Genomic DNA, 18,227 nt, shown 5'->3' with positions numbered 1-18,227 from the left:
CGTAACCCACGAGAAAAGAGTTCGACATGACGAAAAATGACCAGGGCGGTCGCTCGCTCGCCCCGCACGGCGGCGGCCCGGTGGATGATAGGGACGGCAAGATGCTACGCGATCCGATCGCGCTGGCGATGGACATCGCCGGCGGAGAGGATCCCAGCCTCGACGAGCTCGTGGCGTTCAGGCGTCAGCCGATCGACCTGAAGGCGGCTGCGCGCAACGCCAAGGCGCTGTCCAACGAGGAGTTCAGGCTCAGCCTCACGAAGGAACTAGGCGACACCCACACCGACTTCGCCTGCGCCGGTCTGCAGATCATGAGCCTGAGCTTCGTCGCATTGACCGCGATCTGGCCGGCCGACGATCTCGACCAGGCGGAAGCGAAGCTTGCGCTCGCCGAGCGCACCGGCGCTCTGCACCACCGCCATGAGAAGGACTACGTCGCGTCGATGGAGGCGGCGCATGCACGTCGCCTGCGCTGGAAGCGCGCGGCCTTCGCTGTGCCCGAGCTGATGTTGCCGCCGGCGCCCGCCGTGCCGCAGGGCGACAGCCGCGGGCTGGCGACCTGGCCGCTCGAGCGCTGGGACCTCGTCGCCGGCCTGCCGCTCCGCGGCGGTCCGCCGACCTTCGCCCACAATCAGGTCGCGGGCTGGGTCGGCTTCGCGAAGGCCGCGCCCGACCTCGATCATCTACTCGCCCGCGCGCGCAAGATGTTCGACACCTGCGACAGGCTGGTTGCGCTGGCGAGCCGCGGACCGCAGAACGCCGGCGAGCTGATGGTCGCGACCGAGGGCGCGCGCATCGCCGGCTATCTCGCAGCGGCGCAGGCGATGATCTGGCCGGTGCACAACCGGGCGGCGCTGGCGCTCAAGAGAGAGGTCGTCGCGCTGATCAACCTGCGGGGTGAGGTTGGCGATCCCGTCCACATGCAGGGGGCGATCCGGCATGTCTCCGCCGATGCCGCCTGGGTCAGGTCGCTGCCGGTCGACGCCCGCGACAGGCTCGTCTTCGACTGGAGCGAGCTCGTCTAAGCGACGGGTAATAGCAACAACAACAGGGCAGCGCCTCCGCGGCGCTGCCTTTGTCATGGTGAGGGGCGCGGCGACGCCTCGGCCTTGGACACCAAGGGGCTCTCCCGATCCAGAAGGAAAGGGACCCACATGAACCCATCTGAACCTCTATCGGCCGCGCAGCTCCTCGCGCGCAACCTTCGACGTCTGCGGGAAGAACGCAGCCTGTCGATCGACGATCTCGCGCGCCGGACCGGTATCGCGGCGAAGCGGCTTGCTGCGGTCGAGGCGGCATCCGCTCAGATTCACCTCGACGAGGTGAGCCTCATCGCGCCGGCCCTCCGTATACCGATCGCTGCGCTGTTCGCGACCGAGTAGGGCCGAAGCGCCCGATAGTCGCTCCGGTCATCCGCCAGTAAGCAGGGCAGTGCCTTCACCGGTACTGCCCTTTCGAGTCTCAGGCCCGCGGAGCGGCCTAAATCAGCGAGAGAAAGGAGGATTTCGACGGAACGACACCGTCACCCCTATGGACTCAAAGGAAACACCATGAAGATCACCGCCCATCGCGACGAGCTGCTCAGCACCATCGCCGTCGACCCGACCGTGTACCAAATCGTCGACGACCTCGCCGCCCTGGAACGCCTCGTCCCCGAGGCGCCGAGCGAGCTGGAAAGCCTCGCCATCTTCCGCCATCAGTTGCCGAGCCTGCTGGCGCTGCGCGGCCGCGGCCAGGCCCATACCGAACAGGTTCGCCGGCTGATCGGGCTGCTCGCGCGCGAGAAGGATCAGGTCGAGATCTGGATCGACGTCGCCAATGCGCTGACGATCCTGACCAATGCGTCGAACCTGGCGCTGCTCCTGCTGCCGGCCCGCTCCGAGGACGACGCTTGGGCGCGCGAGCAGTTCGGTCGCAACCTGCTGCGTCATGCGCGCCGGAACGGCGATGGCGAAGAGATCGCGCTGGCGCGCCGCGCTGTCGGCGAGCTTCCGCGCCGGCCGGTCCACCTGGCCCTGCCGGCAGGCGCTGAGGCGATCAGCGAGATGATCGAGACGATGGCGCGCCGGGTCGGGGCGTTGCAGCCGAAGCCGGAGGTGGCCGCGCCCGGCGCTCCGAGCACGCATTCGCTGGAGCAGGCTGAAAGCCTCAAGGCTTACTTCGACGCAGCGCCGGATCTCGCCGGCTTGCTGGGCGGTGCCAGGGAGGTGTTGGCGCTGATCGACGGGCTGCGCAGCATTGCCGAGCCGGACCCCATGACCGGCGATGCGATCGAAGGCGGGCTGATCCTGGCCTATGCCCGTCTGCTGCGCGTCGCGCTGTGGCCGGCGCGGACCGAGGGGGATGTCGCGGCCAAGATCGCCGCGCGCGATCTCGTCCGCGCCCGCGACGGCGATCCGGACCGGCTCAGCGCCCTCTGGGAAATCGCCTTGGGCCAGGGCGAGACGGTCTCCGGCCAGAGCTTGCGGTTCCTGAACGTCGACGAGCGCGACTGACACCCGCGCTGCGGGAATCAGCTCGGCCATTCTGGAAGGCGCGTCCTCGCCGGCGCGCCTTTCGTCATGGCGAGGACGGGGAGCTGGAGGCGCGGGCAGTCCGCCCCCAGGACAAAAGGTACGACCATGACGGATACCGCCAGCACCCTGCGCGATCTGACGCTCGCAAAGACGAGGTCGCGTCCCATTCTCGACGAGCTCGCCCGGCTCGAGACGCTGCTTCCCGACAGACCCGATGATCAGGAGCGCCATGCCGCGCTGCTCGGGCTGCTCCCGCCGCTCCTCGACCTGCGCGGGCGGGCACTGGTTCATGCGCAGCAGTACGAGCGCTTCCTCGCGCTCGCCGAGGCCGATCCCTCCGCCCTCGAGGCCCGCGTCGACACCGGTAATGCGCTCGCAATCCTTTCGCATGCCGGGGAGATTGCGATGCTGCTCGTGCCGCCGGGCTCTCCCGATGACGACTTCGCGCAAGCCATGCTGGCGAAGGAGCGCGCCCGACAATACCGCGCCGATGGCGACGGCCGTCACGATCCGGCGCTGATGAATCGCGCGCTGCGGGCGACCGTTCGGTCGGGCGGCATGCGGCTGGTGATCGGCGCGCGCATTCCGGTCGGCATGGAGATGGCTGCACGACGCTTCCGTGGGGAGGTCTTGCCGGAGCGAGACGAGAACGAAACCGGTCCCGGCGTTTATCACCTCGAAGACGCGCATGCGCTGGAGGCCTGGTTCAACGCGCCTCCGGATCTCCCGGCACTGCTGAGCGACGCACGGTGCCTTTTCGCTGCGATCGACGCCTGGTCCGAGCCCGAGGAGCCCGGGCCGTCCTGGTACGCCGCCCGCCGCGGTGCTCTAATCCTCGCCTATGCTCGGCTCTGCAGCATCGGGCTATGGCCAGCGCGCAGCTCTGGCGATCTCGTCGCGAAGATGGAATTAGAGCGGCTCATATCCGAGCGTACCGCCGATCCCGATTCGATGCGCGCGCTCGTTGAGATCGCACTTGGCGTCGGGCGCCGCATCGCTCGCCAGGGGCCACCCTTCGTGACCGTCCTCGGCGGCGTCGAGCTGTGAGGCGGTCATGAACAGCGTCACCTCCAACGACGCCGACACCGAGTTCGTCCAGTCCCGGAGCGATCACGAGAATCGAGTCCTGCTCAGCCATTTGCGCCGGCAACGGCCCGAGAGCGGAACGCCAGCATCGCCGACCGACGAACCGGCCTCGCCTGATGCGGCTACTTCCGAGCCCGCCGGCCCCGCTATCGAAATCTACGATGCCGACCGGCTGGCGCGCCGGCTCGGCCATGGCGACGGTTTTGTCGGTGATCCCGTTGAGGTCAATAACGACGAAGACGCCGCCCAAGCGCGCCAGATCAAGCTCTGGAACCGGATGCAATCCGACGAGCACGGTCCCTGGCGCAAGCTCGTCATCCCCGACGAGGCGATGATCGCGGGGATCGTCGGCCTCGATGCGATCTGCCCGCAGTTCGCGGAGGTGACGGCCTGGGTCGTCAGGGCGGCCAGGCTCGGCGCAACCACCGGCACGCCGCTGCGGCTCGATCCCGCTGTGGTGGTCGGAGCCCCGGGGACGGGCAAGACCTTCTACGCCCGCAAGCTCGCGGAGGCGCTCGGCGTGCCGTCGGAGGTCATCGCCATGAACCTGATGACGGATCGCGGCTCCGCCTTCACCGGGCTGACCCCGGTCTGGCGGTCGTCGGGGCCGGGCAAGGTCGCCAAACTCCTGATCGAGGGCAGCCATGCCTGCCCGCTCATCGTCATCGACGAGATCGAGAAGGCCTCGCCGATCAACCCGAACGAGACCCCGACGAATGTCCTGCACTCGCTCCTCGAACGCGAGAACGCCGCCTGCTTCGTCGACGAGTTCGTCGATCTGCCAATTCGCGCCGACCACATTTTCTGGTTCGCTACCGCCAACAGCCTGGACCCGCTGCCCGACAGCATCGTCGACCGCCTGATCGTGTTCCAGGTCGCGCTGAAGGACGGCGAGATGCTCGCCATCCAGAAGAGCATCTTCCACGAGGCGAATCTGCGCGTCGGCCAGAGTTTTACCGAGCCGGAAACGGCCCTGTTCACCTCTACCGCCGGTCACAACCCGCGCACCCTGTCGCGTCTCTGGGACATCGCCATGGGATTCGCCTGTGAGGAAGGGCGCCGGCACCTCGTTGCCGAGGACATCCGCGGGGCCGAGCAGGTCCTGCTCGCCGGGAAGGCGGGCGCGAGGAAGCCGATAGGATTCATCTATCCGGTCTCGAAGGGAGAAAGGAGGTGAAGCGAGGGTGAGAACGGGAATGCCCCTGCGAAACCCAGCACGGAGAAAGCAGAAGATGACCACAATTGATCACAGCATGAGCGTGACGAACCCGGCCAGGCGCGCGATTGGCAGCAGGCTCCTGCCGCCAGGCAGCGCCGGCGCGGTCACCGAATGGTACCCCACCCAGTGGCCCCGCATCGGCGGCAAGGCGGTCTTCAAGCTGCCCGAGGACGCCTTCGTCGAGGAACGCTTCCTGACGGCCTATAAGCCGGAGAAGCTGGTCTTCGTCTACTGCGCAGGCTGCGGCGAGGACAATCGGATGCCGACCGCGACGGGTCTGCTCGGGCTCGCGCGACGCCTGAAGATGGCGGTCCACAAGGTCTCGGTCACGGCGCAGGTCAATCTGCGCGACCGGTTGCGCGAACTCAACGCCGACCGGTACGGCGCGCTGACCGCCAGCCCGGACGGTCACCTCTGCAGCGACCTTGGCTATGACAACTGGATGCTCCAGCACATCCTGCCGCCGAGCGCTCCGATGCCGGGTTCGCCCGTCGTCCTGGCCGAGCGGTCGCTCGCTGTGCGCCTGCCGCACGACCTGTCGGTGCGTGAGTTCGACAAGCGCCTGCACGCCCGCATGCACAACGCCGCGCTCAATCCCTGGCTGCGGAGCGAGCCCGGCCAGGCGCATTGCGCCCTGCTCGGCATAGCGCCCCTCGCGCTCATGCGCGCCACGGCCTTTGGATTCGGTGAAACCAAGCGGGCGAGCGAAGCGCAGGAATTCTACTTCTTCCGACCCAAGGGCCGTGATGCCGAACGCCTGCTGCGGATCGTGGAGCACATCATCCACGACCATGTCCTGAAGCGGAAGGGGCGGGTCAGCGCCAGCTGGAAGTCGAGGGGACAGGGGTTCGGGGCGAGCTTGCAGCTTCCCGGCCAAAACATAACCTAGCCCTGATCACCGACCTCCGTGCGATCTCGGAGGCGCGCGATCACGAAGCATCCGAACCCTCGGAAGGGCAGTCTGTCGCGTTCTCGCCACGGGCTGCCTCGGCTTCTGATGGCGTAAGCGCTTCCACCTGCAGATCGAGATCGTAGCGCGGATAGCGCTCAATCACCTGCCTCAGCTCTTGAGGCGTGGGCGCGTAATAGCCGTCGCTGGCGTCCTTCTTCGTGTTGTGCCCCGTGATCGCATTGCTGGCCCGCTTGCTGATCCCGGCGGCGTCGGCCCGTGAAACGAAGGTATGGCGCCAGCCATGGTTGGGGCTGAGGCTTGCATCGAGCGTCACCTGCTCCCGGATCCATTCCGAGAGTTCGCTGGCGCGCTGCTCCTGCTGGGTGCGCGTTGCGCCCGACTTCTGGGCAACGTCTCCGCAGAAGAGGTAGCCAGTCGGGGCTTGCGCATGGAACTCGAGAAGCCCTTCCTCGATGAGAGCGGGGTGTAGCGGTACGCGGCGCGCGATATCGACTTTAGTGACCGGAAAATTGATCAGCCAGACGTCGCCCTCGCAGTAGATGTCGTCCTTCGTCACCCAGAAGATCTCCTGGATCCGGCAGCCGGCGTAAGCGCAGATCCAGGCTGCCCAGCGCCGTGACGCCGAGGCCCGCGGCATCTTGGGATTGACGCGCGCGCGGCGTGACGCGAGGAGGATCGCGGCGATCTCACCGTCGCGGAACCGCTTCTCACGCGTGACGGTCTCTTTCTCCTCCGGAAGCTTGACCTTCTCGGCTGGATTTGATGCCAGGAGGCGTCCGGCGAGATGGGTCGTGGCCCAGCTCAGGAGAGACGATACGGCGACGAGATCGTTCTTGTTGATCGTATGCGCCGGGACGGTCTTCTGGCGCTCTCGGGCCCAGTCCCAGACGTCGGCGTGGCTTAGCAGCCTGACGTCCTTCTTGCCCTAGAAGGCAATGAGAGCGTTGATGGAGAAGCCATAGCGGCGCACGGTCGCGGCGGCGCGTGTCTTGGCATGCGCTTCCTTCCATTTGTCGAACAGCTGTTCGACCGTCAGGACGCCGCGCGGCGCAACGTCAGGGCGAGGCTTGGAGGGCTTCGGCGCATCCCACGCCGGCAGCCCCGCAGCGAATGGATCGGCGTAGTCCATGCCGGTCAGGCGACGGTTCGCCATGTCGCCGAACGCGTCGGCGACATGGCCCATCGCTTCGAGCGTCAGCTTGCGGGAGTTGTCATCGACGAGCAGTTGCTTGCGGGCGATCTCGTCATCGACGAGCGGGCCACAGAGCTGTTCAAGGGCGACCGCACGTTTCGCGGGATCGGTCTCGTATTTCACCGCCCAGGCAGCGAGCGCCTTGGCATCATACATATCGATCGCCGCCATGAGCTCGGCGGTCTTTTCATCCGGCGGCCGCGTAGGCGGGTCCGCCTCGCCGCCGAGTGCCTCTTCGTCGGTCCTACCGAGGTGATGGGCGATGTTAGAGTCGAATTCGGACGTGACGGCCTCGATGTCAACGGCGGTCGGATTCCAGGCCAGCGTGGCGGAGTAAAAGCAGGCCACTGGCATCGGGGAGCGGCGGATATGGCAAGGGCCTCGATCGGGGCCCTTGCCATATCGCGCAGCCGGGATTGCTCAGGCGATGATCTCGCCGGTTTCGGGATCGGCTTCATCGATGGTGGCCTGGTTTTGCTCCGCCGCGGCGGTGGCGCGCCGGCGACCAGCGGATTGCCTGAGGCGGTAGCTGTCGCCGTTCATCGCCAGGATGCTGACGTGGTGGGTCAGCCGGTCGAGCAGCGCGCCGGTCAGACGCTCCGATCCCAGGACGGACGTCCAGTCCTCGAAGGGCAGGTTCGAGGTGACGATGGTCGAGCCGCGCTCATAGCGCTGCGAGAAGACCTTGAACAGGAGCTCGGCGCCGGTCGGCGAGAGCGGCACATAGCCGAGCTCGTCGACGATCAGCAGCTTGACCGCCTGCAACTCGCGCTGGAGCCGGAGCAGGCGCTTCTCGTCGCGGGCCTCGAGGAGCTGGCTGACCAGGGAGGCCGCCGTGGTGAAGGCGACGGAGAAGCCCTTCTGGCACGCGGCCAGCCCGAGCGCGAGAGCGACATGGGTTTTGCCCGTGCCACTGTTGCCCAGCGCGATGATGTTCTCCCGGCGCAGGATGTAGCCGCAGCGCGCCAGCTCCAGCACGAGCATCTTGTTCAGGCTCGGGATCGCCGTGAAGTCGAAGGTGTCGAAGCTCTTTACCGCCGGGAACCGCGCCGCCCGGATCCGCCGCTCGACCATGCGCCGTTCCCGGTCAATCAGTTCGAGTTCGACCAGCCGCAGCAGGTAGCGGGGATGATCGACGCCGTCGCGGGCGCATTCCCGCGCGACCTTGTCATATTCGCGCAGGACCGTCGGCAGCTTCAACTGCTTGAGATGATGAGCCAGCAGAACCTGCGGGGCCGCCGCCATCGTACCGGCCGGCATTGTCTCCTTCACGCCGGTCATGCCGCCGCTCCCGGCAGAAGCACCGCATAGTCGGCGGCCGAGGTCGTCTTCACCATAGTCTTCGGCAGATGCGGATAGGCCGCCAGGTTGAGGCGGGCCGGGCGCCGCTCCAGGCGCGCCAGCGCGATCAGCTTCACCGCATCGAAGCCGATCGCACCAAGCCGGATCGCCTCGCCGACGGCGAAGCTCACGACCTCGCGCGGCAGAGCCTCCATCAGCCGCAATACCTGGATGAACTCGCGCTTGCCGCGATTGCCCATCCGGGCCTCCAGCAGGTGGCGCAGATGCTGGAAGCTCTCGGGCAGATCCCAGCCTTGCAACGCCGCTGCCTGGTCGAGAGCGTTCGGCTTCTCCTCGATCAGCGCCAGGTAATGCAGCGGATCGGCGACGAACACGCCCATCCCGTAGCTGCGCGCATGCCGGGCGATCTCCTCGCCCCGGCACAGGATCACAACCTCCTCGACGAAGCCCTTTACCACCACGTCCTGGAAGCCATAGGCCGTCGGCAACGAGTAGTCGTTGGAGCGATAACGGACCAGTGCCGTCAACGAGACACGCGCACCACGCTTCTCGCACGGCTCCAGCGGCACTGCCGGCAAGGAGCGCAGGGCCTCAAGATCGGCCACAAGCCGTTCGCCGATCGTCTGCGCATGCCGACCAGCCCGCTCGTCCTGCCGCCGGCGGCAGCGCTCTGCCAGCATCACGTTCAGCTCGGCGAAGCTCGCCGCCACCGGGATCGGCGTCAGGAAGTTCGAGCAGGCATACTTCACCAGCCCCTCGACCTTGCCCTTGTCATTGCCCTTGCCCGGGCGGCCGAACCGATCCCGGAACAGATAATGGCTCACCAGCTCGGTGAAGGCCCGCGTCCGCTCGCGCCGGCCGTCGCCGCAGATCTTCGCCACCGCGATGCGCGTATTGTCGTAGAGGATCGACTGCGGCACGCCGCCGAAGAAGCCGAACGCCGAGACGTGACCGTCCAGGAACGCTTCCGTCGTCTCGCGTGGATAGGCCTTCACGAAGCAGGCGTCCGACTGCGGCAGGTCCAGGCAGAAGAAGTGTACCTTCTGACGCACCCCGCCAATCACCGCGAGCGCCTCGCCAAAGTCCACCTGCGCGTGCCCGGGCGGATGCGCCAGCGGAACAAAGGTCTCCCGGCCCCGCGCCCGGCAGAGCCGCACATGGTCCTTCACCACCGTGTAGCCGCCGGCAAAGCCGTGCTCGTCCCGAAGCCGCTCGAAGATCAGCTTCGCCGTATGACGCTGCTTCACCGGTGACGCCCGGTCCCCATCAAGGATCGCATCGATCACCGGCAGAAGCGGACCCAGCTTCGGCTTCTCGACCGGCTTCGTGCGCGTATAGCCCGGCGGCAGCGAGAACCGGCACATCTTCGCAACCGTCTCGCGGCTCAGCCCAAACACGCGAGCCGCTTCCCGCCGGCTCTTCTCCTGGTTGAAAACGAAATCGCGAACCGCCGCGTAAATCTCCACAGCGAACATCCCCGCCAACCCCGAAAGGGGGCAGCCTATCCAGTGGCCGACTTTTACGCCGCCCGCGCCGGCACAAATGCCGGCGCTCCACTGGATGGTTTTCTCACCGCCGTGCACAGCCGCCGCTTCGATGTCGAACGCGATCGCCTTCGGAGTGATTCCGAGCTTGCCGACCGCGCCGAGGACGCCGTCAGTGGGCGGCGCCTGCTTAATCAGGACGCCGATCTTGCCGTCGATATCGTAAAGGGCTGTCTCCTTCGTGCCCTTGACCGAGTTGGTATAGGCGCCGGCCACGATCATGGGGGGCTCGCCCTTGTGCATGTCGGTCTCGGCGAATTTCAGCTTGCCGTCGACCGTGGTCTTGCCGTCATCGACATTGACGCGAAGGTTCGTGCCGTCGGAGCCGATCACCCGCAGCCGGTCGGCAGCCGGATTGAAATCGACCGTGGCCATGGCGCCGGCTGACAGCATGGTGTCCATCTTCGACTTCATCGTCGCCTTGCCCGCCTTGTCGATCGTATTGATCGTACCGTCGACGCCAAGCGCGTAGAGCATGTCGCAGCCGCCGTCGTGAACACCTTCGCCGATGGGCGTGTCGAGTTGCTGCCGCTTCAGGATATCGGCGTGCCGCAGGGACGTGCGCTGGAAATCCGGACATTATGGGACCGCGCAGCCGGGCCGCGTTCTGTCGGCGTCATTGATCGGGCTCGCGCCGTGCCCCGGCGATTGGACAAGCTGCCGCTTGGGGCTGACCAGCTCTTCGAGATCACGGTGGAACCTGCCACCGGTTCTCCCACGGGTCGCCCGACCGGCACGATCGTCGCGAAGGGACTGACCACGCGGCGCCTCTAGACGGCTGGCACGGATGGGTGCGGCGGGACAGGCCGCGCCCGTCAGCGGCCTTGCATGGCGATCAGGTTGACGTCGATCGTCCGGGCGCGGAAGCCAGCCTCGCAATAGCATAGATAGAACTCCCAGAGCCGGCGAAACGGCTCGTCGAACCCCAAAGGTGCGATCTCGGCCCAACTTTCCAGAAAGCGCCGGCGCCACTCCTTGAGGGTCAGGGCGTAGCTGCCCCCGAAGTCGAGCTGCTCGACGACGGCGAGAGCTGCAGCCTCGGCACTGTTTTTCAGCACCGGGACCGACGGCAGGCTGCCGCCGGGGAAGATGTAGCGCTGGATGAAATCGGTGCCGTTCTGATAGCTCTCGAACAGCGCATCGTCGATCGTGATCGCCTGCAGGACGACGCGACCGCCCGGCTTCAATGAGCGGTTAAGAGTGTCGAAGTAGGACGGCCAGTAAGCGCGGCCGACCGCCTCGATCATCTCGATCGAAACGATGCGGTCGAACTGCCCGGCGATGTCGCGATAGTCTCTGAGCTCGATGGTGACGCGCTCGGACATGCCCGCGCCGGCAATGCGCTTTCGCGCGGCTTCTAGCTGCGACGGCGACAGGGTGATGGCGGTCACGCGGCAGCCCTCGCGAGCCAGCCGCTCCGCCAGCGCACCCCAGCCGCAACCGATTTCCAAGACGTGCTCGCCGCCCGAGAGGTCGAGCATGGCGATGATCCGATCGAGCCGGCGCTGCTGGGCGGCCTCGAGCGTCTCGGCCGGCGTCTCGTAGAGCGCCGAGGAATACATCATGCTCGAGTCGAGCCAGCGGCCGTAGAAGTCATTGCCGAGATCGTAATGCGCTGTGATGTTGCGGCGGCTGCCGCGACGCGTATTGGCGTTGAGGACATGTCGCAGGCGGTTGAGCAGTCGTGCCGGCCAGGCGCCCGAAATCAGCTTGCGCAGTGTCGCATTATTGCGCGCACCGAGCTCGATCAAGGCCGTGAGATCTGGCGTGTGAAGGTCTTCGTCGCGATAGGCCTCGGCCAGGCCGATATCGCCGTCGAGCAAGAGGCGGCGCATGGAGCGCCAGTTGTTCAAAATCATCGTCGCCTGCGGCCCCGGCAGACCGGGCGCGCTGCAGAGCCGTTCGCCATCCGGCGTGAAGATCGTCAGGTGGCCGATGGCGATCCGGGAGAGCAGGCGGCGAAGGAACCAGCGCGACAGGCCGATACCACCTGGCAAGGCGAGCGCCTCTTCGGGCATGCTGAAATGCTGTTCCGCGTCGGGACGGCTCATGGCTTCATCGGTCCTTTCGCATGGGCTGTCACGGCTCTGCCAAGACTGAAGGAGTGCTCGGGCGCCGCCGGATGGGGCCGCCAGGAAATCCGCTTCGCCAGCAGGCGCAGGGCGTGCCAATGGATGGCCGCGGTGACCTTCAGCGTGAGCACCGGATGGGTTGCGAGCAGCCGCAACAGGGTCGCGTCGCTCAGGTCCGTGCGCTTGCCGCTCAACACAGCGGTGATCAGGCGCCCATCGGCGTCGCTGCCCTCGATGGCGACGGAGACGCGCTCTCCCGGCGCGGTGACCGTGAAGGCGTAGCGCATGTCGAGGTTCATGAACGGCGAGACGTGGAAGACCTTGTCGGCCTCCTGCCTCAGCGCGCCTTCCGAGATATCGGCAGGCGCGACATAGCTATGGATTTCGCCGAAGGTGTTGTGCACCTCGTAGACGGTCGCGCAGAGACGGCCGTCGCGGCGGTAGCAGAAATAGGTGCTGAGCGGATTGAACGCGTAGCCGAGGATGCGCGGCATGGTCAGCAGCCGGATCGGGCCGCTGTCATGTGCGATCCCAGCTTCCTCTAGGATTTCCTCGATCTGGTGCCGCAAAGGCCGCCCGCTGCGATCCCCGTAATCCGCGTCGCGAAAGGCGTAGAGATTGAAGCGGTTGCGGGAGAAGAAGCGGAGCTTCGCCGGCAGCCCACAAATCTCGTCGAGATCGAGCAACATCCAGAACACGCGATAGCACAGCGCATGGGGCCGGGGCCGGAACCGATGGTGCCTGACACGGCCGACATAGAGGGCGGATTGCAGGGTCATGCGGCCTGCTCCAGCCGCGGCAGGATCGGAATGCGACCGGATTCGTTGCGGACGTTCCAGGGCCGGCGGACGCCGCCGAGGGCCTCGGCGACGGCAAGCCCCGCCTGCAAGCCATCCTCATGGAAGCCCGATCCGAAATAGGCGCCGCAGAACCAGCTTCGACGCATGCCCTGCAAGGACCAGAGCCGTTCCTGCGCGTCGAGAGCTGCGGCATCGAACAGCGGGTGTTCGTAAATCTCCTCGTGGAAGATGGCTTCGTCGCGCAGCGTATCCGGCGGATTCAGCGTGACGAAGAAGGGCTGAGCCTCCGGCAGGCCCTGGAGCCGGTTCATCCAGTATGTCACCGCGCAGGCGGAATCCGGCTGCGCGCGCTGACCGATATGGTTCCAGCTCGCCCAGGCCCGGCGGCGCTTGGGCATCAACGCTTCGTCGCCATGCAGGACGGCGCGGTTGCGACTGTAGCGGAAGGCGCCCAGCGCCTCGGCTTCCGCCGGGCCGGGATCGGCGAGTATGGCGAGCGTCTGGTCGGCATGGCCTGCGAAGACGACCTGGTCGAAGGTTTCTGCCCAGCCGTCGCCGGCCAGAACGACATCGTTTGCCCCACGTCGAACCTGACGCACCGGCCCCCCGACCCTTACTTCACCCGAAAAGGCAGCGCGGAGTCGCTCGACATAGACGCTGCTGCCGCCTGTGACGGTGCGCCAGACGGGCCGATCGGTGAGCTGGAGCAGTCCGTGATTGTGATGGAAGCGCAGGAAGGCGGCGGCCGGATAGGACAGGATCTCCGAACAGGGAGCCGACCAGATCGCGGCCGCCATCGGCAGGAGATGATCGTCCCGGAAAGCGGCGCCATAGCCTCCGGCGGCGAGATAGTGGCCGAGCGAGAAATCAGCAGCGTGCCCCGCCAGCACATCCCTCGATGCATTCCGGTAGAAGCGGGTGATGTCCTGCAGCATGGCCCAGAAGCGCGGGCGCACGAGATTGCTGCGCTGGGCGAACAGCCCTGCGACGCTGGTGCCGCTATATTCAAGCCGCCCGCCATCGAGCGATACGGCGAAGGACATTTCGGTCGGCTGGGTGGCGACGCGCAAATGCTCCATCAGCGCGATGAAGTTCGGATAGGTCGCCTCGTTGTAGACGATGAAGCCGGTATCGACCGCCGTCTCGCCGCCGGCCCCCGCAACGCGAACCGTGTTGGCGTGGCCGCCAAGGCGAGGCGCGGCCTCGAACAGCACGACGTCATGTGCCTGCCCCAGCAGCCATGCCGCCGAGAGACCGGATATGCCGGCACCGATCACGGCGATCCGCATCGCCTTGCCCTGTGCCCGTTCCATCGTCGCTGCTTTATCACTCATGACGGGTATACGCGGCTGGGGCCGGACTGGATTTGCGGCCGCGCCAGCAAAAATGAGCCGGCCGAGTGACCCGCCGCTACGCTTCCTGCGTAAACCAGGAAGGGCCGGAACTTTCAGTGAGGGCGACGATGCCAATGAGCCGAATGAAGCGGGTCGCTGCGGCGATCAGCGCCTACGCGGCGCATCCCGATCCGCAGGCCGCGATCGCCAATACCGTCGCGCTGGTGATCGTCTCGAACCAGCCCTTCTACCCGCTCTATCTTTATTGGGCGGTCTCGCCCGTCGTCACGCCGTCCTATCTCACCTTCCTGTCGACGCCCTTCTTCGCGGCGGTGCCGGCCGTCATGCGGCGCAGTGCCGTGCTCGGGCGATCGCTGCTTCTTGTCGCCGGCATCGGCAACACGTTGCTCTGCCGGGCCGCCTTTGGCCCGGGCTCGGGGGTCGAGGTCTTCCTGTTTCCTTGCCTTATGCTGGCGCTGATGCTGTTTCGCCGCACGGAGCGCCCATTCGCGCTCGGCTTCGCGGCACTGGCCTTCGCCGCCTATCTGCTGCCGGCCGCCATCCTGGGCGCGCCGATACATCTCTACGAGCCTGACGAGTACGCAGCCTTGCAGCGCCTGAATTTTCTGAGCGCTGCATCCCTGACCGCCCTGATCGGATGGCTGTTCGTCGGGCGTCCGGACACACATTCGCGCGCCGATGAAACCGACGGCGCACCCGGAGCGTAGAGGAAACGCATTCGCCGAAAGGACTTCATCATGACGCGCCTTCCGCTTGTCCTCGCGCTCGTCGCTTTTTCCGCCCACAGCGCTGTCGCCAATGATCTCGACGGAACATGGTTGCGCGACGACGGAAATGCCCGCGTGCGGATCGCGCCCTGCGGCGACAAGATCTGCGCCACCAACATCTGGATCGGCGATACAAGCAAGGGAGAGGCGCCCGGCGACAAGCTCGTTATGACGCTCGCCCGCCAGCCCGACGGTTCATTCTCCGGCAGTGCGTACGATCCCAAGCGAGGGTGGAGTTATTCACTGACGATCACTGCGAAGGCCAATGCACTCAACACGCGTGGCTGCATTCTCGGCAAACTGATCTGTCGCGACGTGAGTTGGAAGGTATCCGAATAACCGCCGTTCGGAGTGATCCGCGGCGGAAGCGTCCACGTATTTAAGCTATGGTTTCCGCACTCGCCCTGACCGCAGACGGCAAGCGCAAAGCGGGACCTGTTGCGCGAGGAGATTGGTTCGTCGTCTTGTTCGATCCCAATAGTTTGATTGCTGCCATCGCGCACTCCGGTGACAGGGCGGCTTTTGCCAAGCTGTTCGACCATTTCGCGCCACGCGTGAAAGGATTGCTGATGCGCGGCGGCGCCCCGGCCGAGCTGGCCGAGGAGGTCGCGCAGGAAACGCTCCTGGCCGTCTGGCGGAAGGCCGCCCTGTTCGATCCGGCGAAGGCCAGCGCCTCGACCTGGATCGCAACGATCGCGCGCAACCTGCGCATCGACATTGCCCGACGCGAGACCCGGTCGCGGCTGTCGCAAGTTTACGAGATTCTGGATGACGAAGCCCCCGAACAACCTGATGAGACGCTATCCGGCGCGGAACGCGATGCGCGCGTGCGTGCCGCGATGACCCATCTTTCGCCCGACCAGTACCGCGTGGTCGAACTCGCCTTCCTGGAGGAGTTCAGCCACCAGGACGTTGCCGATCGCCTCGCGATCCCGCTGGGCACGGTAAAATCCCGCCTGCGCCTGGCATTGTCGCATTTGCGTGCCCGGCTGGAGGATCTGCGATGAGCATTTTGCATCGCCCGTCCGACGAGACGCTTGCCGCCTTCGCAGTGGGCCAGCTCGACGAAGGCCTCGCGGTCGTCGTCGCCTGTCATATCGAGGCGGACCAGGAGAGCCGCGGCCGCCTCCGCGAGCTTCGCGCGGTGCAAGGCGCGCTGCTGGATGCGGCCGAGCCCGTCGCAATGGCTTCCGGCCCAAGCCCTGTGGCCACTGCAGCACGACCCGAGGGAGCGTCGGTTGAGGCCGCCCCGATGTCCGAGGGGATGCCGAAGGTGCTGCGCCCCTATGGGCTCGGCCCCTGGCGCCCAATCGGCATCCGCATCGCCATGCGACGCGTCGAGGTTCCCGGAGCGGATGCGCGCGTCTTCATGCTGCGCGCCGGGCCCGGAATCTCTCTGCCGCACCACAAGCATACCGGGTTCGAATGGACTACGATCCTCGCCGGCGCCTATGAGCACGAATACGGGCGCTACGCGGCCGGCGATTTCGACGAGGCCGATGCCGAGCATGACCACACACCGCGGGTCGATCCCGTCGAGGGCTGCACCTGCATCGTCGCAATGACCGGTAGTGTGCAGTTGCAGGGATGGCTCGGCCGCCTGCTGCAACCGCTGGTGCGGTTTTGACGATCGCATCCTTCGCAGCGGCTCTTGTCTTCGTGGCCGTAGCCATGTCGGCCTTCATGGCCTTGGCGACGCTGGTCGAGCGTCGCACCGGCAATTCCGGCTGGATCGACGTGGTCTGGACTCTCGGATTGGGGCTGACGGGGGTTGCCGGCGCCTTGCTGCCCTTCGGGGCGGGGCCGATGCCACGACGCCTCGTCGTGGCCGGGCTCGCATTGGCCTGGGCGCTTCGGCTCGGCCTGCACATCGCGCGACGCACCGCCGGCATCACCGAAGATCCCCGCTATGCGAAGCTGAAGCGGGACTGGGGCAACGCCGCACCGCAGCAACTGGCCCGGCTGCTGCAGATGCAGGCGCTGGTCAGCATTCCCCTGGGGCTGGGGATCATCCTCGCGGCACATAGTCCCGCGCCTTCGCTGAGCTGGCGGGATTTGGCCGGTGTCGCCGTGTTTGCCGCCGGCCTTGCAGGAGGCGCCATTGCCGACGGGCAATTGCGGGCCTTCGCGCGCTCGGGAGCGGGCGGCGTCTGCGACCATGGCCTGTGGCGCTGGTCACGGCACCCCAACTACTTCTTCGAGTGCCTGCTCTGGTGTTCGTATCCAGTGATCGCGCTCGCGACCGGCTACCCCTGGGGCTGGCTCGCCTTGCTGGCCCCGGCCTGCATCACGCTGCTGCTGACCCGCATTTCCGGCATACCGCCCCTGGAAGAGCACATGCTCGCCAAGCACGGCGCGGCCTATCGCGCCTACCAGCATCGAACCAGCGCCCTGATCCCGCTGCCGCCGAAAGGAGCGACGTCATGACGATCATGCAGAAGCTTTCGGCTTGGGGAGAACGGCTTCCGGTTCCCGACTTTGTAAGCCGTGCTGTTATTGCGTCCCTGGTGCGGGCTACAGATCGTTCGCTTAAGGTTGATCCGGCAAATACTGAGTCCTTCGCACGTGAAATGGCTGCCCTTCCTATTGCCGTCCATACTGACGCGGCCAATAAACAGCATTATGAACTGCCTGATACATTCTTTGTTCAGATTCTCGGTTTGCGGCTAAAATACTCATGCTGCTATTACAACAGTCGCCACGACACGCTCACGGTGGCTGAGCAGAACGCTCTGAAATTGACCGCAGAGCATGCGGATATTTTGGACGGACAACGAATTCTGGAGCTTGGTTGTGGTTGGGGTTCCCTGTCGCTGTGGTTAGCGGAACGCTATCCCAAGGCTCAAATCACAGCCGTATCCAACTCAAATTCGCAGCGGAATTTTATCGAACAGGAAGCACGGCGCCGTAGCGTCTTAAATTTGAGAGTTATTACGGCAGACATCAATAACTTTTCTTCGCCTCAGACTTTTGATCGCGTCGTTTCGGTCGAGATGTTCGAGCATATGGCGAATTGGCGCGAACTGCTCGGGCGGGTACGTGGCTGGCTGAAGCCGGACGGCCGGCTCTTCATCCACGTCTTTGCCCACCGGCAGGGCTGCTATCGATTTGATGTGGCCGATACCAGCGACTGGATCGCGCAGCATTTCTTCACCGGCGGCCTGATGCCGAGCGCGACGCTGGCGCACCAATTCCCCGATCTCTTCACGGTCGAGGACGAATGGCGCTGGAGCGGCGAGCATTACCGCGCCACAGCCGAGGACTGGCTGGCGAATTTCGATCGCAATCTCGCGACGATCGATCCGATCCTGCGCGAAACCTATGGCGCGGATGCGCCGATCTGGCGCCGGCGCTGGCGGCTGTTCTTCCTGGCGACGAGCGGACTGTTCGGCCATGCTCAGGGCGATGCCTGGGGCGTCCATCACTACAGGCTGCGCGCAGTTTGACGGCTTGGCCGGGCT

Annotated in this window: 20 protein-coding genes; 13 read left to right on the top strand and 7 right to left on the bottom strand. The window is 65.9% G+C overall.

The annotated features are described in order from the left end of the window. The first annotated feature begins 26 nt into the window (after nt 1–26). From J0I42_RS09705 to J0I42_RS09680, 6 genes are all read left to right on the top strand, one after another. A complete protein-coding gene (locus J0I42_RS09705; protein ID WP_291654626.1) occupies nt 27–1,025 on the top strand; it encodes a hypothetical protein in 999 nt (332 codons plus the stop codon). Between the two features lie 84 nt (nt 1,026–1,109). Beyond that, nucleotides 1,110–1,382, top strand: a complete 273-nt coding sequence (locus tag J0I42_RS09700; protein WP_291654625.1) for a helix-turn-helix domain-containing protein — start codon at nt 1,110–1,112, stop codon at nt 1,380–1,382. Nucleotides 1,383–1,550: 168 nt separating this feature from the next. Next, nucleotides 1,551–2,495 carry a hypothetical protein gene (locus tag J0I42_RS09695; RefSeq protein ID WP_291654624.1) on the top strand — a complete coding sequence of 315 codons (945 nt, stop codon included), beginning with the start codon at nt 1,551–1,553 and terminating at the stop codon, nt 2,493–2,495. Nucleotides 2,496–2,621: 126 nt separating this feature from the next. Next, complete coding sequence (locus J0I42_RS09690; RefSeq protein ID WP_291654623.1) at nt 2,622–3,563, top strand: hypothetical protein; 942 nt, start codon at nt 2,622–2,624, stop codon at nt 3,561–3,563. A gap of 7 nt (nt 3,564–3,570) precedes the next feature. After that, nucleotides 3,571–4,779: an AAA family ATPase gene (locus J0I42_RS09685; protein ID WP_291654622.1), complete on the top strand. Its 1,209-nt coding sequence runs from the start codon at nt 3,571–3,573 to the stop codon at nt 4,777–4,779. Nucleotides 4,780–4,834: 55 nt separating this feature from the next. After that, nucleotides 4,835–5,710, top strand: coding sequence for a hypothetical protein (locus J0I42_RS09680; RefSeq protein ID WP_291654621.1), 876 nt, complete (start codon nt 4,835–4,837; stop codon nt 5,708–5,710). Nucleotides 5,711–5,750: 40 nt separating this feature from the next. Here the strand turns inward: J0I42_RS09680 and J0I42_RS09675 are convergent, their stop codons facing one another. The 4 genes from J0I42_RS09675 to istA form a co-directional block, all read right to left on the bottom strand. Beyond that, a complete protein-coding gene (locus J0I42_RS09675; protein ID WP_291654620.1) occupies nt 5,751–6,290 on the bottom strand; it encodes a site-specific integrase in 540 nt (179 codons plus the stop codon). A gap of 369 nt (nt 6,291–6,659) precedes the next feature. Next, nucleotides 6,660–7,280 carry a hypothetical protein gene (locus J0I42_RS09670; protein ID WP_291654619.1) on the bottom strand — a complete coding sequence of 207 codons (621 nt, stop codon included), beginning with the start codon at nt 7,278–7,280 and terminating at the stop codon, nt 6,660–6,662. A gap of 66 nt (nt 7,281–7,346) precedes the next feature. Continuing rightward, on the bottom strand, nt 7,347–8,207 hold the full coding sequence (istB, locus tag J0I42_RS09665) for an IS21-like element helper ATPase IstB (protein WP_291654618.1): 861 nt from the start codon (nt 8,205–8,207) through the stop codon (nt 7,347–7,349). Beyond that, nucleotides 8,204–10,249: an IS21 family transposase gene (gene istA, locus J0I42_RS09660; RefSeq protein ID WP_291654617.1), complete on the bottom strand. Its 2,046-nt coding sequence runs from the start codon at nt 10,247–10,249 to the stop codon at nt 8,204–8,206. Before istA ends, istB begins: the two co-directional genes overlap by 4 nt. Before the next feature lie 15 nt (nt 10,250–10,264). Between istA and J0I42_RS09655 the strand changes: the two genes are divergently transcribed. Next, on the top strand, nt 10,265–10,546 hold the full coding sequence (locus tag J0I42_RS09655; RefSeq protein WP_291654616.1) for an anti-sigma factor domain-containing protein: 282 nt from the start codon (nt 10,265–10,267) through the stop codon (nt 10,544–10,546). A 41-nt stretch (nt 10,547–10,587) separates the two neighbouring features. Here the strand turns inward: J0I42_RS09655 and J0I42_RS09650 are convergent, their stop codons facing one another. Genes J0I42_RS09650 through J0I42_RS09640 form a run of 3 tightly spaced genes read right to left on the bottom strand, consistent with a single transcriptional unit; the run spans nt 10,588 to nt 13,978 of the window. Then, a complete protein-coding gene (locus J0I42_RS09650) occupies nt 10,588–11,823 on the bottom strand; it encodes an SAM-dependent methyltransferase (RefSeq protein WP_291654615.1) in 1,236 nt (411 codons plus the stop codon). Beyond that, nucleotides 11,820–12,623: a DUF1365 domain-containing protein gene (locus J0I42_RS09645; protein WP_291654614.1), complete on the bottom strand. Its 804-nt coding sequence runs from the start codon at nt 12,621–12,623 to the stop codon at nt 11,820–11,822. Before J0I42_RS09645 ends, J0I42_RS09650 begins: the two co-directional genes overlap by 4 nt. Beyond that, nucleotides 12,620–13,978 (bottom strand): NAD(P)/FAD-dependent oxidoreductase, encoded by a 1,359-nt coding sequence (locus J0I42_RS09640; RefSeq protein ID WP_291654613.1) that lies wholly within the window; start codon nt 13,976–13,978, stop codon nt 12,620–12,622. Before J0I42_RS09640 ends, J0I42_RS09645 begins: the two co-directional genes overlap by 4 nt. A gap of 134 nt (nt 13,979–14,112) precedes the next feature. On the opposite strand from J0I42_RS09640, the gene J0I42_RS09635 reads away from it, so the two are divergent. Genes J0I42_RS09635 through J0I42_RS09610 form a run of 6 tightly spaced genes read left to right on the top strand, consistent with a single transcriptional unit; the run spans nt 14,113 to nt 18,212 of the window. Beyond that, nucleotides 14,113–14,706, top strand: coding sequence for a hypothetical protein (locus J0I42_RS09635; protein ID WP_291654612.1), 594 nt, complete (start codon nt 14,113–14,115; stop codon nt 14,704–14,706). Between the two features lie 30 nt (nt 14,707–14,736). After that, a complete protein-coding gene (locus J0I42_RS09630; RefSeq protein WP_291654611.1) occupies nt 14,737–15,105 on the top strand; it encodes a DUF2147 domain-containing protein in 369 nt (122 codons plus the stop codon). A 47-nt stretch (nt 15,106–15,152) separates the two neighbouring features. Then, nucleotides 15,153–15,773 (top strand): sigma-70 family RNA polymerase sigma factor, encoded by a 621-nt coding sequence (locus J0I42_RS09625; protein ID WP_291654610.1) that lies wholly within the window; start codon nt 15,153–15,155, stop codon nt 15,771–15,773. Then, nucleotides 15,770–16,393 (top strand): ChrR family anti-sigma-E factor, encoded by a 624-nt coding sequence (locus tag J0I42_RS09620; RefSeq protein WP_291654609.1) that lies wholly within the window; start codon nt 15,770–15,772, stop codon nt 16,391–16,393. The genes J0I42_RS09625 and J0I42_RS09620 overlap by 4 nt, the downstream gene beginning before the upstream one ends. Next, nucleotides 16,390–17,193 carry a DUF1295 domain-containing protein gene (locus J0I42_RS09615; RefSeq protein ID WP_291654608.1) on the top strand — a complete coding sequence of 268 codons (804 nt, stop codon included), beginning with the start codon at nt 16,390–16,392 and terminating at the stop codon, nt 17,191–17,193. Before J0I42_RS09620 ends, J0I42_RS09615 begins: the two co-directional genes overlap by 4 nt. After that, entirely contained in the window at nt 17,190–18,212 is a 1,023-nt protein-coding gene (locus tag J0I42_RS09610; RefSeq protein ID WP_291654607.1) for an SAM-dependent methyltransferase, read from the top strand. The genes J0I42_RS09615 and J0I42_RS09610 overlap by 4 nt, the downstream gene beginning before the upstream one ends. Nucleotides 18,213–18,227: the final 15 nt, after the last annotated feature.

It is taken from the genome of Allobosea sp. (assembly GCF_017308015.1).
In the GTDB taxonomy this organism is placed as follows: Bacteria; Pseudomonadota; Alphaproteobacteria; order Rhizobiales; family Beijerinckiaceae; genus Allobosea.
The sequence above is the reverse complement of the archived record's forward strand: the minus strand, read 5'-3'. Positions and strand labels throughout refer to the sequence as shown.

What these genes read in the sequence shown, in the direction of transcription:
- J0I42_RS09705 (WP_291654626.1), top strand. Translation starts at nt 27, where the DNA reads ATGACGAAAAATGACCAGGGCGGTCGCTCGCTCGCCCCGCACGGCGGC.
- J0I42_RS09695 (WP_291654624.1), top strand. Translation starts at nt 1,551, where the DNA reads ATGAAGATCACCGCCCATCGCGACGAGCTGCTCAGCACCATCGCCGTC.
- J0I42_RS09690 (WP_291654623.1), top strand. Translation starts at nt 2,622, where the DNA reads ATGACGGATACCGCCAGCACCCTGCGCGATCTGACGCTCGCAAAGACG.
- J0I42_RS09685 (WP_291654622.1), top strand. Translation starts at nt 3,571, where the DNA reads ATGAACAGCGTCACCTCCAACGACGCCGACACCGAGTTCGTCCAGTCC.
- J0I42_RS09680 (WP_291654621.1), top strand. Translation starts at nt 4,835, where the DNA reads ATGACCACAATTGATCACAGCATGAGCGTGACGAACCCGGCCAGGCGC.
- J0I42_RS09670 (WP_291654619.1), bottom strand. Translation starts at nt 7,280, where the DNA reads ATGCCAGTGGCCTGCTTTTACTCCGCCACGCTGGCCTGGAATCCGACC.
- istB (WP_291654618.1), bottom strand. Translation starts at nt 8,207, where the DNA reads ATGACCGGCGTGAAGGAGACAATGCCGGCCGGTACGATGGCGGCGGCC.
- istA (WP_291654617.1), bottom strand. Translation starts at nt 10,249, where the DNA reads ATGCTCTACGCGCTTGGCGTCGACGGTACGATCAATACGATCGACAAG.
- J0I42_RS09650 (WP_291654615.1), bottom strand. Translation starts at nt 11,823, where the DNA reads ATGAGCCGTCCCGACGCGGAACAGCATTTCAGCATGCCCGAAGAGGCG.
- J0I42_RS09645 (WP_291654614.1), bottom strand. Translation starts at nt 12,623, where the DNA reads ATGACCCTGCAATCCGCCCTCTATGTCGGCCGTGTCAGGCACCATCGG.
- J0I42_RS09640 (WP_291654613.1), bottom strand. Translation starts at nt 13,978, where the DNA reads ATGAGTGATAAAGCAGCGACGATGGAACGGGCACAGGGCAAGGCGATG.
- J0I42_RS09635 (WP_291654612.1), top strand. Translation starts at nt 14,113, where the DNA reads ATGAGCCGAATGAAGCGGGTCGCTGCGGCGATCAGCGCCTACGCGGCG.
- J0I42_RS09630 (WP_291654611.1), top strand. Translation starts at nt 14,737, where the DNA reads ATGACGCGCCTTCCGCTTGTCCTCGCGCTCGTCGCTTTTTCCGCCCAC.
- J0I42_RS09625 (WP_291654610.1), top strand. Translation starts at nt 15,153, where the DNA reads ATGGTTTCCGCACTCGCCCTGACCGCAGACGGCAAGCGCAAAGCGGGA.
- J0I42_RS09620 (WP_291654609.1), top strand. Translation starts at nt 15,770, where the DNA reads ATGAGCATTTTGCATCGCCCGTCCGACGAGACGCTTGCCGCCTTCGCA.
- J0I42_RS09610 (WP_291654607.1), top strand. Translation starts at nt 17,190, where the DNA reads ATGACGATCATGCAGAAGCTTTCGGCTTGGGGAGAACGGCTTCCGGTT.